General features: G+C 34.3%; 21 protein-coding genes. 15 read left to right on the forward strand and 6 right to left on the reverse strand.

All coding sequences use genetic code 11. From position 1 onward, the window contains the following. The first annotated feature begins 47 nt into the window (after window positions 1-47). The 3 genes from AAHN03_RS06890 to AAHN03_RS07735 all read left to right on the forward strand — a co-directional run bounded on the left by AAHN03_RS06890 (window position 48) and on the right by AAHN03_RS07735 (window position 1,010). Window positions 48-269 carry a protein-L-isoaspartate O-methyltransferase family protein gene (locus tag AAHN03_RS06890; protein ID WP_341762374.1) on the forward strand — a complete coding sequence of 74 codons (222 nt, stop codon included), beginning with the start codon at window positions 48-50 and terminating at the stop codon, window positions 267-269. A 249-nt stretch (window positions 270-518) separates the two neighbouring features. Beyond that, the gene (locus AAHN03_RS06895) at window positions 519-770 is read left to right on the forward strand and encodes a ribbon-helix-helix domain-containing protein (protein ID WP_341762375.1); all 252 of its coding nucleotides are present in this window, start codon (window positions 519-521) and stop codon (window positions 768-770) included. Between the two features lie 90 nt (window positions 771-860). Next, window positions 861-1,010: a type II toxin-antitoxin system RelE family toxin gene (locus tag AAHN03_RS07735; protein ID WP_375331227.1), complete on the forward strand. Its 150-nt coding sequence runs from the start codon at window positions 861-863 to the stop codon at window positions 1,008-1,010. Between the two features lie 49 nt (window positions 1,011-1,059). Here AAHN03_RS07735 and AAHN03_RS06900 read toward each other — a convergent pair whose 3' ends face one another. The 6 genes from AAHN03_RS06900 to AAHN03_RS06925 form a co-directional block, all read right to left on the reverse strand. Next, entirely contained in the window at window positions 1,060-1,293 is a 234-nt protein-coding gene (locus tag AAHN03_RS06900; protein ID WP_341751283.1) for a helix-turn-helix transcriptional regulator, read from the reverse strand. A 328-nt stretch (window positions 1,294-1,621) separates the two neighbouring features. Next, window positions 1,622-2,050, reverse strand: coding sequence for a hypothetical protein (locus tag AAHN03_RS06905; protein WP_342278588.1), 429 nt, complete (start codon window positions 2,048-2,050; stop codon window positions 1,622-1,624). A gap of 455 nt (window positions 2,051-2,505) precedes the next feature. Continuing rightward, the gene (locus tag AAHN03_RS06910; protein WP_342278589.1) at window positions 2,506-3,567 is read right to left on the reverse strand and encodes an IS110 family transposase; all 1,062 of its coding nucleotides are present in this window, start codon (window positions 3,565-3,567) and stop codon (window positions 2,506-2,508) included. Between the two features lie 99 nt (window positions 3,568-3,666). After that, a complete protein-coding gene (locus tag AAHN03_RS06915; protein ID WP_342278427.1) occupies window positions 3,667-4,035 on the reverse strand; it encodes a hypothetical protein in 369 nt (122 codons plus the stop codon). Next, on the reverse strand, window positions 4,022-5,197 hold the full coding sequence (locus AAHN03_RS06920; RefSeq protein WP_342278590.1) for a hypothetical protein: 1,176 nt from the start codon (window positions 5,195-5,197) through the stop codon (window positions 4,022-4,024). The genes AAHN03_RS06915 and AAHN03_RS06920 overlap by 14 nt, the downstream gene beginning before the upstream one ends. A 143-nt stretch (window positions 5,198-5,340) precedes the next feature. Beyond that, window positions 5,341-5,502: a hypothetical protein gene (locus AAHN03_RS06925; protein WP_341761540.1), complete on the reverse strand. Its 162-nt coding sequence runs from the start codon at window positions 5,500-5,502 to the stop codon at window positions 5,341-5,343. Window positions 5,503-5,619: 117 nt separating this feature from the next. On the opposite strand from AAHN03_RS06925, the gene AAHN03_RS06930 reads away from it, so the two are divergent. From AAHN03_RS06930 to AAHN03_RS06985, 12 genes are all read left to right on the forward strand, one after another. Then, window positions 5,620-5,811 carry a hypothetical protein gene (locus AAHN03_RS06930; protein WP_342278591.1) on the forward strand — a complete coding sequence of 64 codons (192 nt, stop codon included), beginning with the start codon at window positions 5,620-5,622 and terminating at the stop codon, window positions 5,809-5,811. A gap of 150 nt (window positions 5,812-5,961) precedes the next feature. Next, the gene (locus AAHN03_RS06935) at window positions 5,962-6,123 is read left to right on the forward strand and encodes a hypothetical protein (RefSeq protein WP_342278592.1); all 162 of its coding nucleotides are present in this window, start codon (window positions 5,962-5,964) and stop codon (window positions 6,121-6,123) included. A gap of 564 nt (window positions 6,124-6,687) precedes the next feature. Beyond that, window positions 6,688-6,849: a hypothetical protein gene (locus AAHN03_RS06940; protein WP_341761540.1), complete on the forward strand. Its 162-nt coding sequence runs from the start codon at window positions 6,688-6,690 to the stop codon at window positions 6,847-6,849. A 145-nt stretch (window positions 6,850-6,994) separates the two neighbouring features. After that, window positions 6,995-8,056: an IS110 family transposase gene (locus AAHN03_RS06945; protein ID WP_342278589.1), complete on the forward strand. Its 1,062-nt coding sequence runs from the start codon at window positions 6,995-6,997 to the stop codon at window positions 8,054-8,056. A 435-nt stretch (window positions 8,057-8,491) separates the two neighbouring features. Then, complete coding sequence (locus AAHN03_RS06950) at window positions 8,492-8,980, forward strand: DUF6456 domain-containing protein (RefSeq protein WP_342278593.1); 489 nt, start codon at window positions 8,492-8,494, stop codon at window positions 8,978-8,980. A gap of 384 nt (window positions 8,981-9,364) precedes the next feature. Beyond that, entirely contained in the window at window positions 9,365-9,808 is a 444-nt protein-coding gene (locus tag AAHN03_RS06955) for a hypothetical protein (protein WP_342278594.1), read from the forward strand. A gap of 20 nt (window positions 9,809-9,828) precedes the next feature. After that, the gene (locus AAHN03_RS06960; protein WP_342278595.1) at window positions 9,829-10,413 is read left to right on the forward strand and encodes a hypothetical protein; all 585 of its coding nucleotides are present in this window, start codon (window positions 9,829-9,831) and stop codon (window positions 10,411-10,413) included. A 314-nt stretch (window positions 10,414-10,727) separates the two neighbouring features. Then, window positions 10,728-10,964, forward strand: coding sequence for a type II toxin-antitoxin system prevent-host-death family antitoxin (locus AAHN03_RS06965; RefSeq protein WP_341760854.1), 237 nt, complete (start codon window positions 10,728-10,730; stop codon window positions 10,962-10,964). After that, window positions 10,964-11,341 carry a type II toxin-antitoxin system VapC family toxin gene (locus AAHN03_RS06970; protein WP_341760855.1) on the forward strand — a complete coding sequence of 126 codons (378 nt, stop codon included), beginning with the start codon at window positions 10,964-10,966 and terminating at the stop codon, window positions 11,339-11,341. Before AAHN03_RS06965 ends, AAHN03_RS06970 begins: the two co-directional genes overlap by 1 nt. 42 nt (window positions 11,342-11,383) lie before the next feature. Continuing rightward, window positions 11,384-11,848, forward strand: coding sequence for a hypothetical protein (locus AAHN03_RS06975; protein ID WP_342278596.1), 465 nt, complete (start codon window positions 11,384-11,386; stop codon window positions 11,846-11,848). Window positions 11,849-11,881: 33 nt separating this feature from the next. After that, window positions 11,882-12,253 carry a phage terminase large subunit family protein gene (locus tag AAHN03_RS06980; RefSeq protein WP_342278597.1) on the forward strand — a complete coding sequence of 124 codons (372 nt, stop codon included), beginning with the start codon at window positions 11,882-11,884 and terminating at the stop codon, window positions 12,251-12,253. Further along, the gene (locus tag AAHN03_RS06985; RefSeq protein WP_342278598.1) at window positions 12,243-13,730 is read left to right on the forward strand and encodes a phage terminase large subunit family protein; all 1,488 of its coding nucleotides are present in this window, start codon (window positions 12,243-12,245) and stop codon (window positions 13,728-13,730) included. The genes AAHN03_RS06980 and AAHN03_RS06985 overlap by 11 nt, the downstream gene beginning before the upstream one ends. Window positions 13,731-13,754: the final 24 nt, after the last annotated feature.

Below are 13,754 nucleotides of genomic sequence, written 5' to 3' on the forward strand. Positions count from 1 at the left end.
CCATTAATGATAGAATAATGACTTAAACAAGTATTTGGTTTAGCACAATGAATCAAGATAGATTGTACTTTAAAAGATTACAAATGCTAGAAACTCAAATAAAAAGGCGAGGCATTCAAGATGAACAAGTGTTGCGTGCTATGCACATTATTCCTAGACACTTTTTTGTTCCTGAAACTCTTAAGGATTACGCCTATGAAGATGAACCTTTGAAAATAGGATATGGTCAAACTATTTCTCAACCATACATAACGCGAGTTGCCAATTAATTGTTAAGCACAAAGCTGAATTTCATCAAGCCTTTGAAGGTAACTTATAGCATTAAAAGGCTCAAAATTAGTTATATTTTAAAATATAGCTAATTATAACGAACATTTTAACTACGACTTCTAGTTGTAAGCTGTTTTAAATAAGGGTTTACCTATATAATTAATTGGCAACTCGCGTTTGTTTAGTAGTCTTGACAACTACATATGAATATATTAGAATACAATGTATTCACAATACATGACATTATTATGACCACAATTACTACACGTATTCCAAATGATTTAAATAACTCTTTATCTTTGATAGCTAAATCAATGGAAAGATCAAAAAGCTATATTGTTCATAAAGCAATTGAAAGCTACATTAAAGAACAACTAGAAGATATAGAGGATGCAGAAGATGCTTTAGCTAGGATGAAAAGTCCAAACAGAAAATTTTATACTTCTGAAGAAATGAAACAAAGATTAGAAGAAAGATATCGTACAAAGCATGCTTTATAAAACTAAATAGGAGGAAAAAGAAGATGCAGATTTATCAAATATTTCTCCTGATATCGCTTTAAAAATATACAATATAAGTGGAAAACATCGATGCCACAAAAATTAGGAAAGCCGTTAATTGGTAAATACAAAGGTCTTTATCGATATAGATACGGTAACTACAGAATACTTTATGAAATTGATTTAGAAAATAGTTTGGTCATTATAAATAAAATAGGACATAGAAGTAATATTTATTAGTTTAGAATTTCTATATTGATTTATATTATTAGTAAAGGTAGTAGGCTACTTATAACAGTTGGTAAGAAAATAAAAAATCTAATAATTGCCGGTGGTGATAGATGCCAATTTTATTTTTAGCATTTGTTATATGTTTTTCTGCAGTTCTATACGATATGCCTAGTCTAGCTGCTATGTGCTTTTTAGGAAAGCCAAGAGCTGCAAGTGTAAGACATTCCATAGCTCTTTGAGTAAGAATGAAAGACTTGCCTAAATATTTTACGTTAATTTTAGTTGTTTGCATAATAGGGTTATTTTAGTTAGTTGCTTAAAACCCTTTCAGGAAATAATTCTGCCAAGCTATTGGGGCTAAAAATTTTTACGTATAAGTTATTGTTGTGTAAGTTTTGGCAGTATGAATTACTGCATCTTATACTACCTAGAACTAGGTTAACATAAAGACTTACAAGACTAATAAACTGTTCAAAAGATTCAAAGTGGCTAAGGTAATAGCTAATAATTTCTGGACTATTAGTTGATGGCAAAAAATAAAACCCTTCAATTTTATCTTTTGTTCTTTGGTAAATGACAAAACTGTTACATGCTTGCTGACTGTAGAATTGTATTAGAGATTAGTAGCTGAGATTTTTATTTTGGATATTGTGGCTATTGTCAATATTTTTGGTGCAAAAATTTCGGGTACAAAAACCCATAGTTGTGCCATTGCTTAAAAATTGGCGATAGCCAAATTCTTGAATCTGTAAGTTAAACGTATCAGTTAATTGGTCAATCAGTTTTGCTTGTAATACATTTTTTACTAAACCAGTAAACACAACTTCATTGATTAAACACTGGTGCATTAGCCACTCACTCATTGAATATTTAATCATTTTTTTACCATTTTGTTTATGCTTACTCTCACTATTTTTGTAAATTTCGTTAGACTTCTCGCATAATACTACTTCTGTTGGTGATTTAGACAATGAGTCTAGACTCAAATCCGTAACAGAGTTTGAGTGTGCTGCGGGTTGAGGCTCTAGGTCTCCTTCAAATCCTTGCACAGAAGCGAATTCTGCAAGAAGTCTATTAACTGGCTCCTCATCTTCGAGATAAATATGAGCAGAAATTATGCTATAGAACGTGAGTATTATGCGACGAGTGGAGTGTAGAATTAAATTCTCGTTACTGACTACATGTATGGACCTCCTGTAAAATGCAAGAAAAAAATAACATCTAATAGCAAAAATGCAAATGCATACATGTATCCGGCTTATAGTTAATAAATTATGTATAATTTATCCTACAGCCCTGATGGAATTCGCTGGCTTACAAACTATATACTTATCATTTTATCGGCTTCAAAGAGCCATTGTAGTCATCAGTTTCTTTGTAAGCTAAGGTTTGTCTTATTTACCATCAATATTATTATCTCACGCATATTCCGGGTTGGAATCTCTTACATATTCTTTGTTTACCTATTAATTAATAAACCACTATTTATTTTATTTTATGTTAATTATAATAGCTCTGTGCTACAAACTTTACTCTCTACATAATCATCCCCTGACCTTAGTACTGCAAACACCACTCTTGCCAGTTTATTAGCTACAGCAACTACTGTTTTATTATGTCCATTTCGCTCAGATAAATTAAACATCCACTGCGTAAATTTGCTAAAATCTTTTTTAGATTTTTGTTCTTCCGATGTAAATCTTATCTTGGCATTTAGTACAGCTCTAGCTCCTTGGATCAATAGAGTACGCAAGTAAACATCACCTCGCTTGCTAATTCCAAGCAACTTATCTTTCCCTCCACTGGAATGCTGCCTTGGCACTAATCCAAGCCATGCCGATAATTGCCTACCATTCTCAAAACTTGTAGCATTACCTATTGATGCTATTAAAGCAGTAGCAGTAATTAAACCAAGACCAAGTATAGCTGTTAATCGTTGATATTGAGTTAAGTTGCTAGCTATTATTTTTAATCTTTTTTCTATCTCTTTTATTTTTTTGTCATTATCCAAAAATTCCTCTTTCAGTTCACTAAATGTTTGGTAACCTAGCTGACTCAAATTTCCTTCATCTAAAATCTCAGTTAATTTTGTTACAACCTTATTGATCCCTTGAGGAATAATAAAACCAAATTCATGTAATAATCCTCTAATTTCATTCGCAAGTGCCGTACGGTTTTTTACCAATCTCTCTCTTACCCGATGAATTGACAAAATATCTTGTTGTTCTACAGTTTTAATTGGTACAAACCTCATATTTGGTCTTGTTACTGCTTCACATATAGCTTCAGCGTCAGCTTGATCGTTTTTATTAGTTTTAACATACGGTTTGACAAATTGTGGAGCCATTAGTTTTACTATATGCCCCAATTTAGTTATTTCTCTTGCCCAGTAACTAGCTCCGCCGCAAGCTTCCATCCCTACCAAACATTTTGGTAAATTAGCCATAAATGTTAAAACTTGATCTCTCATTAATTTTTTCTTTAATACCGTCTTACCATTTTTATCTACACCATGAATTTGGAAAATTCTTTTTGCAATATCTATACCAATTGTGGTAACTTCCATCTTAGCCTCCTGATTGTTATTTTAATATTTAATATTAACTTTAGAAGATTAGCAACTGCTTTTCATTCTGTATATCAGGAGGTCCATACCATTATTTTATCATTTTGCAGATTTTGTCATTTGGGGCATCGTTAAATCAAATAAATTGAATAAATTTTGTTGAAACTCGCTTAATTTTGGTAATCTTGCAACTTTGCAACCCTTGATTGTGTAATATAAAAAACATACTTTATCCAGCTCTCTTAATGCTTCCTCAATGGTCACATTATATTTACCATCCTTGGTTACGCCACAACCTTGTTTCAACTTATTTTTCATATAGTGCCATATTTTTAATGCCAACATGCAAACAAATACATGTCCCTTCGTTCTGTTGCTTTTCCTTAAAAAGATCGGTCTTACTTCGAGTAATCCTGTCTTCATACTGCTAAAATTCGATTCTACTTCATGTAAATTATGCTTTATCAACCAATTCTTTACTCATCAGTTTAATTTCAATCTGTGTTTCAATCGCATAACAACCATCAAGAGCAAACAACTCTTTTTTCTTATCTTGATCAATTTCAACCACTATTTGGTTGCCGTCTAATTTTAGGTTGATAAATTTATCTATCCGCCATTCTTTGGCAATTTTTTGAATATTATTTAAACCAAGTTCTAGCTTTGCTTTCTTATGGGTTGATACATATATATTACGCTCTTCAATCTTTGCAACCAATTTTTCAACTCGGTTATTCCTATCAAACTCAACTTTTCGGGCTATAGAACCATTCTTCCTTAAAATATATCTTTTGCCATTATTGGTTACTTCGCATAGCTGTTCTTCAAAAAAACTATATTGCAAAACTCCGCTTTTCTTTAAGCTTTCAATCTCAACTTTACTTAAGGTTGTAATATAGTCCCATCCTTCTTTGCCTGTCCTCTTAATCATTCCTTTATCACCAACAAAGACTATATTCTTAATACCAAAATTAGATTTTACTAGCTCAATCTGCTCATAAATGGTAGAAGGATCAGCACTATTACCCTTAAAAACTCTAACAGCCAAAGGTTCGCCATGATCATCAGTTAATAGACCAATCACTATTTGCTTTTTACCCTTCTTTTTATCCCGATTGTACCCATATTCCGCAAGTTCATTCTCTGTTCCTTCGAAATAGCTGGAAGTGACGTCATATAAAAGCATAACAGGCGGCTTGTTATTTTTCTTTTGATAAGTTTTAAATAATTTTAATTCGATCTTTTCTTGGTTCTCTTCTAACCATTCTAGAGCCTGATATAAATGGGTTTCATCAAATGAATCGACAGATAATACATCAGATATCGCATGCGATTTCGCCCATTTCACGCTGGAAAGTCTAGACCCTTGGTGAGCAAAGCGTGCTAAAACCAAAAATAGACTCAATAAAGCTTCTTTGCTTCTAGTACCAAGAGCCTTAGTAATACCAATTTCATCAGCAATTCTTTTTAGTAGAAAAATAGTCCCAAAACTTTCACCAACCTCAGGAACACCATCTAAACCATCAAATTCACCTTTCAGCATCTTCTTAAAAGCCTCAATGCGTAAATCATCCCAGTTAGTTAAGTTAGCTAGGGTTTTATTTAATACTTTCCCGTCTTCGCGACTCATCTTCGAGATAAATATGAGCAGAAATTATGCTATAGAACGTGAGTATTATGCGACGAGTGGAGTGTAGAATTAAATTCTCGTTACTGACTACATTTTTTCACCTGTGGAATTTTATAATAAAGAAATACTGATAAAAGTGTACTTTAATGACAAGAGTTTTTATTTGAAACAAAACAATGGTAATACACATAAGAAGCATTATGTTGACTAATTTTTAGTATGTCAAGTAGAAAAGTGATGTTTACATGACTACAAACTTCATGCCAAAACCACTGCGAACCTGATTCTTTAGACGTTTCAAGCACTTTTTCGTCTCGAAGATGAGTCGCGATAAGAGGTACGAAGCAATATTGCAGGACGAGAATTTCTATTTGGAACAGTTGTAATATACATGAAAGAGATTATATCTCTAAATTCCAGCATTGTCAAATAAAAAATATCATTTACATGACTACAAATCTTATAGCAAAATCCTTATAAACCTTACTTTCCTACCTCTTCAAACACTTCTCCCTCTCGAAGATAAGAAACGTGACGGTGATGGTAAAAAAGATGAGGTACTTAATCCTAAAATTTGGCACATAGATTTAGAAGAAAGCATGAGGATTAAATGAAGAAAAAATACGGAACAAACAATTGCTAGAAAAAACAAAAGTGTAGCAAAGATGCAGCAAAAAAGTACTGCTTTTTTGGACTGCTCGTAAAGCCTTATATTGCAAGGCTTTCAGGGGATATTAAAAGTGCAGTAAAAACGTGCTGCTCTTTTGGAAATACTGCAAAACTTTTTAAAAGACTGGTTTGTAGAGAATTTTAAAAGTGCAGCAAAGATGCAGAAATTTCAAGACGCAGCAAAAAATACTGCTCTTTTGGATTACCTGCAAATCCTTATACTACAAGGCTTTCATGGGATGTTAAAAGTGCAGTAAAGATGCAGTAAAAACGCACTGCTTTTTTGGAATATCTGCAAAACTTTTTAGAAGACTGGCTTATATAGAATTTTAAAAGTGTAGCAAAGATGCAGAAATTTAAAGATACAACAAAAAAGTACGGCTCTTTTTGACTACCTGTAAACCCTTATATTACAAGGCTTTCAGGGGATATTAAAAGTGCAGTAAAGAAGCACTGCTCTTTTGGAAATACTGCAAACCCTTATACTATAAGGCTTTTAGGGGATAGCAAAAATGCATTCAAAAACGCAGCAAAGATGCAGTAAAAAAGCACTGCTCTTTTGGATTACCCGCAAACCCTTTTAGAAACTGGGATACAAGGCAAGCCAAAAAAGCAGTATGCTTTTAAATAAAAATGCGTTTTTGGACTACCCGCAAGACCTTATACTGCAAGGCTTTCAAGGTAGGTCAAAAAAGCAGGATTTTGTATATATATAAATATATATAGCAGACTTATAAAAAGTCTGCCGTAGATATATATTTTTGCTTCTGCTGGCAAAGTGGATCTGCAATAATTTTTACACTCATCTTCGAGACGAAAAAGTGCTTGAAACGTCTAAAGAATCAGGTTCGCAGTGGTTTTGGCATGAAGTTTGTAGTCATGTAAACATCACTTTTCTACTTGACATACTAAAAATTAGTCAACATAATGCTTCTTATGTGTATTACCATTGTTTTGTTTCAAATAAAAACTCTTGTCATTAAAGTACACTTTTATCAGTATTTCTTTATTATAAAATTCCACAGGTGAAAAAATAATGGTATGGACCTCCTGATATACAGAATGAAAAGCAGTTGCTAATCTTCTAAAGTTAATATTAAATATTAAAATAACAATCAGGAGGCTAAGATGGAAGTTACCACAATTGGTATAGATATTGCAAAAAGAATTTTCCAAATTCATGGTGTAGATAAAAATGGTAAGACGGTATTAAAGAAAAAATTAATGAGAGATCAAGTTTTAACATTTATGGCTAATTTACCAAAATGTTTGGTAGGGATGGAAGCTTGCGGCGGAGCTAGTTACTGGGCAAGAGAAATAACTAAATTGGGGCATATAGTAAAACTAATGGCTCCACAATTTGTCAAACCGTATGTTAAAACTAATAAAAACGATCAAGCTGACGCTGAAGCTATATGTGAAGCAGTAACAAGACCAAATATGAGGTTTGTACCAATTAAAACTGTAGAACAACAAGATATTTTGTCAATTCATCGGGTAAGAGAGAGATTGGTAAAAAACCGTACGGCACTTGCGAATGAAATTAGAGGATTATTACATGAATTTGGTTTTATTATTCCTCAAGGGATCAATAAGGTTGTAACAAAATTAACTGAGATTTTAGATGAAGGAAATTTGAGTCAGCTAGGTTACCAAACATTTAGTGAACTGAAAGAGGAATTTTTGGATAATGACAAAAAAATAAAAGAGATAGAAAAAAGATTAAAAATAATAGCTAGCAACTTAACTCAATATCAACGATTAACAGCTATACTTGGTCTTGGTTTAATTACTGCTACTGCTTTAATAGCATCAATAGGTAATGCTACAAGTTTTGAGAATGGTAGGCAATTATCGGCATGGCTTGGATTAGTGCCAAGGCAGCATTCCAGTGGAGGGAAAGATAAGTTGCTTGGAATTAGCAAGCGAGGTGATGTTTACTTGCGTACTCTATTGATCCAAGGAGCTAGAGCTGTACTAAATGCCAAGATAAGATTTACATCGGAAGAACAAAAATCTAAAAAAGATTTTAGCAAATTTACGCAGTGGATGTTTAATTTATCTGAGCGAAATGGACATAATAAAACAGTAGTTGCTGTAGCTAATAAACTGGCAAGAGTGGTGTTTGCAGTACTAAGGTCAGGGGATGATTATGTAGAGAGTAAAGTTTGTAGCACAGAGCTATTATAATTAACATAAAATAAAATAAATAGTGGTTTATTAATTAATAGGTAAACAAAGAATATGTAAGAGATTCCAACCCGGAATATGCGTGAGATAATAATATTGATGGTAAATAAGACAAACCTTAGCTTACAAAGAAACTGATGACTACAATGGCTCTTTGAAGCCGATAAAATGATAAGTATATAGTTTGTAAGCCAGCGAATTCCATCAGGGCTGTAGGATAAATTATACATAATTTATTAACTATAAGCCGGATACATGTATGCATTTGCATTTTTGCTATTAGATGTTATTTTTTTCTTGCATTTTACAGGAGGTCCATACATGTAGTCAGTAACGAGAATTTAATTCTACACTCCACTCGTCGCATAATACTCACGTTCTATAGCATAATTTCTGCTCATATTTATCTCGAAGATGAGTTACAAGGTAACAAACATGAAACATCATAAAACTGAAAGAACAGAATTAAACAAATTCGACAAAAGACCAATAGCTAGATTTTATCGTTGTTGGCTGGAGGATGAGGCAAATGGAGTAGCAGAAGGTAAGAGGCATGGGATCAACCATGAGCAGTTTAGGGCAGCTGATCGCCTAGCTTGTAATTTCCAAAGGGCAATCATGGTTGGTGGTAGAGGTATAATCCAAATTGAAGCAAACAAAGACTTTAGCAAAATGCTGGGGTTGGAGAGGCAAGTACAGGCGAATCAAGTTCATCAACGAATATTTGTTAAGCTTGGTAGGAAGTCACAGGAGATAGTTGAGCATTTTTGCTTACTGGAGCTGCCGTTGCGGCAATTTGAGCTAAAGCAAATACCACAGTGGCCTAAAGGTGCGGGCAGCACTAGATTACGTGAGGCACTAGATGATTTGATTGAGGTTTATCGGCAAGAGGGGCTAAAGAATTCTAGCAAAAGTGTAACTTAAAGTAACATTTTTTGCCTTGAAAGCAGTATATCTCTAAGGGTAAGTAGTAACTTGCAGTAACTTTTAGTTTTAGGCTATTGCAAGCTGGTAAACCTTAGGGTATAATGAAAGGTAATAATGGGATAGTAGGTTTGGTAGCTTGGTGTAAGGGGAAAAGAGGAATAAATGACGATAACAAGAGAAGAAAAAACAAAGAAGATGGCAAGAATTTTGGTAAAATGTAACTTAAAGTAAAATTTTTTGCCTTGAAAGCAGCATAACTCTAGGGGTGAGTAGTAACTTTTAATTAAAAATTATTGCAAGGTAATAAACCTTAGGATATAATAAAAGGCAAGAATGGGATAGTAAGCTTGGTAGCTTGGCGTAAGGGAAAAAGAGGAATAAATGGCAATAACGAGAGAAGAAAAAACCAATAGCAAACTGCAGCAATTGTTAGCACCAGTAGCGATTAATGTAGATAAACTTGATGTAGAGGCGGTGGATGTATCAGGTTTTGAAAGTGGTATTTTTACGGTAATGGTAGGAGCGGCTAACGTGAATCCGAATGATGACAGGCATGTACAAATCAGGTTGCAACATTCAAACGACAATGTTAACTTTACTGATTGCTTGGATACAGAGATTATAGGAGCTGTGCTTGGGGAAAATACTGGCACTTTTGCTTACCTTAAAACTAGACCTGATGATGCTACTGCTTTTATGGCAGGTTATATTGGTGATAAGAGGTTTGTAAGACCAGCAATTAAAGTAACAGGTGACCTTGGAGAGGGAGTTTTAATGGGTGTTGCTGCAATATTACACGGTCCTAAATATCGTCCAGTAGCTTAAAAATTAGAAAGGTTGCAGTTATGAGTTTTACTATTGATGTGAAAAGTGATATAAACAAGATAGCCCGTTATATGGATAATATCGAAAAGAAACAGTTACCATTTGCAGTTAACTTGACTTTGAACAAAATAGCATTGCTTGTTCAAGAGCAAATCTGCAAAAGAGTACCAATTATATTCAATAACAGCAAAAAATGGTGGGACAAACACCAAAGAACTGGTATCAAGGTGGCATTTGCTAGTAAATATGCCTTAATATCTGCTGTGTACACTAAGGCTCATTTTGCCTACATTCAGGAAGAAGGTGGAATTAAAGTGTCATATCGTGGCAGTATGATTGCTGTACCAACCAGTAATGTACCAAAAAAGCAAAGAAGTTCAAAAGCTTTGAGAGATCAACAGGGGAATAGAAGTATATTTAAACTTGGCAAATCTATTTATCGTAGGGTTAGTAGTCAAAGACTGGAAAGGCTATATAGCCTAACCCATGAAGCTAAAGTTAGTCCAAGGTTTGGGTTTAAGGCTACAGCAGTTAATACTTTTAATAGCCGCTTTGATAAGGTGTTTACGACTTCTTTTAACTTTGCCTTAGACACAGCAAAATAAAGGAGGCAGAAGCAATTTAACAAATAGTATGGAAAAAACGAAACGAAACAAGGTACTTTCTAGGCTTGTCGAACCTGGGTGACTGACCACCCCGACCCTTGCCTAGCGATAAAAATTTTTGGTATATTTCGTTTCTTTTAATTTAACAAAAGCTCTGTAACCCTTTAAATATAAGACTCTTACATTTAATGAGCTGTAGTAAAAAACGAAATTAAGTATAAACTTGTAAGCCATATATCTATTTTTAAACATTGTCTATACATATAATAAAATTTAGTTTAATCTTAATTTTTAAGAAGAATTAGAGAAAAGGAATGCAAATAGCAAGTATACATGAAGCGAAAATTCATTTTTCTGACTTAATTAAAAAAGTTCAAGAAGGAGAAGAAGTAATTATTTGCAAAGCAGGCAGACCAACAGTTAAAATAATAAAATATAATGCTTTATCAATTCCACGTAAAGCCGGAGTGTGGAAAGGAAAAATAAAAATTGCTAAAGATTTTGATCAATTGCCACAAAACTTATTGGCAAGTTTTATGGGGAAAGAGTAGTGAGTTATTTACTTGATACTCATACTTTATTGTGGTGGTTAGAAGACAACCCAACCTTAACAGTAGAATCTAGAAAAATTATTAGTAACCCTAATAACCTAATTTTTGTCAGTTCAGTAAATAGTTGGGAAATTACTATTAAAAAAGCTCTTGGCAAACTAGAAGCTCCCAATAACCTTGAACAAGTAATATTAGAGAGCGGTTTTGATCCTTTGCCTATAAATATCAATCATACAATTTTTGTAGAAAAGTTAGAAAATTATCATGATGACCCTTTTGATAGACTCCTTATATCTCAGGCTATTATAGAAGGTTTAACTATAATTACTAGAGATAATAAAATAACTCAATATTCAGTTCCTATTATTATTGCATAAGTATGATTTTAAGAATTGTTATTTTGAAATAAACTAAGTTTAATGAATAACCATAAAGTATCAGACATTGCCAAAGCTTTGCAATTAAGTGAACGTAGAGTGCAACAATTGGTTAAGGAAGCTATACTACCTACCCAAGTAGCTGGTAAGTATGATTTAGCTGACTGCATAAAGTCTTATGCACGATATCTTGAGTCAAGACCAGTTGGCAAAAATACCTCTGATAATTTAAACGCCCAAAAACTACGCTTACTCAAGGCTCAAGCTGATAAAGCAGAATTAGAAGTACAGATACTGGAAGGCAAATACTTAGCTAGCAGTGAGGTGGAACTTCATTGGTCTAATTTGATCATTGCCTTTAGAGCTAGGATGCTAAGTCTTCCAAACAATATAGCTCGGCAAATAATAGTACTTGATAATGATTTTGCGGCCATTGTGCATTGCTTAGAGACGGAGATACATAAGGCACTTTTGGAACTTAGCAATTATGGGACTGTTGTGAACTGATTCAAAAAATCTTCATCTTACAACAATCCCATTATGCCAACAAGCCAAATAATTTGGAGTCAGATTACCAAGAAAATAGCCAAACTAGTAGCACCACCACCAAAGTTAAGCGTAAGCCAGTGGGCGGATAATTATCGTAAGCTGTCAAGTGAGTCCTCGGCTGAGCCGGGCAGCTGGCATACTAGTAAAACGCCATATCAACGCGAAATCATGGATGCAGTAAATGATCCAAAGATAGAGATGATCGTAGTAATGTCATCAGCACAAGTTGGTAAAACTGAAGTGATCAATAATATTGTTGGCTATCATATTCATCAAGACCCAGCACCAATGCTAATAGTGCAACCTACTGAAAAGCTGGCAGGAAAGCTGGTCAACGGATCGTTTAACTCCTATGCTGCGTGATAGTGAGGTATTTAAGAACTTAGTCAAAGAACCAAAAAGTAGAGATTCCGGCAATAAGATTTTATACAAGCGTTTTCCGGGTGGACACATTACCATGGCTGGTAGTAATTCACCCTCTTCACTGGCAAGCAGGCCAGTCAGGATTGTGCTATGTGATGAGGTAGATCGTTATCCTGCTAGTAGTGGTTCAGAAGGAGACCCAGTTAATTTAGCCAAAAAAAGAGCCACAACTTTTTGGAATAGAAAAATTATTTTAACTTCCACCCCAACTATCAAATATTTTAGCAGAATAGAACTAGCTTATCTGCAAAGCGATCAAAGACGTTATTATGTTCCATGTAAATTATGCGGTGAGTACCAAACCTTAAAATGGCCTCAAGTACGATGGCCTAAAGACAAACCTGAAGAAGCACATTATGTTTGTGAGGTAAATGGCTGCATTCTGCACGATAATGATAAAATGTCGATGCTACAGCGTGGTAAGTGGATATCTGAAGCTAAAGGAGAAAGTAACAACATTGCTGGTTTTCATATAAGCGAGATCTATTCGCCTTGGGTTACTTGGTCTAGAATGACGGCAGAATTCCTGAAAGCGAAAATGATGCCTGAAACCTTAAAGACTTGGGTTAATACCAGTCTTGGTGAAACTTGGGAGGAAGGAGGAGATAAGGTAGATGAAACTTCACTATTGTCGAGAAAAGAAAATTGGGGCAATGTTGTACCTAACGGGGTTGTTATTATTACTGCTGGTGTAGACGTACAAAATGATCGACTTGAAGTGGAAATAGTTGGTTGGGGTGTAAAAGAAGAAAGCTGGTCGCTTGATTATAGAGTAATCTATGGTGATCCTGCTAGGAGTGAGATATGGGATGATCTTGATAATATCCTAGAGCAGAACATTAAACACCAAAGCGGCATTAACCTTAGGATTGCCTCAGTTTGTGTTGATTCAGGCGGTCATCACACCCAAGCAGTTTATGCATATTGTAAGAAAAGACAGTTACGTAGGATATTTGCCATAAAGGGTTCATCAATAGCAGGTAAAGCCTTGGTTAGCAGACCATCGATTGCCAATAGAATGCGAGTTAAGTTGTTTTCCATTGGCACTGATACAGCCAAAGAAATGATCTACAGCCGGTTAAAGATTACTGAACTAGGACCGGGATATTGTCACTTCCCAATAAATTATGACGCGGAATATTTTAAACAGCTAACGGCAGAGAAAATCGTTACTTATTATAATAAAGGCTTTCCAACTCGCAAATGGGAGAAGCCAGCTGGTAAACGTAATGAGGCACTTGATTGCAGAGTTTATGCCTTAGCAGCTTTGTACATACTAAACCCAAATTTAGAACTTTTAGCAAATAAAATGCTTGAGCCAACAGCAAAAGTAGAAGTTAAAGAAACTAAGAAAAAGCTGAGTTTAAACTTTATCAAGCCAATCAGAAAAACAACTAGCTTTGTCAAAAATTGGTAGATTAAAATATTGTTAAAACCTAAA

It is taken from the genome of Candidatus Tisiphia endosymbiont of Myopa tessellatipennis, from assembly GCF_964031105.1.
Classification (GTDB): domain Bacteria; phylum Pseudomonadota; class Alphaproteobacteria; order Rickettsiales; family Rickettsiaceae; genus Tisiphia.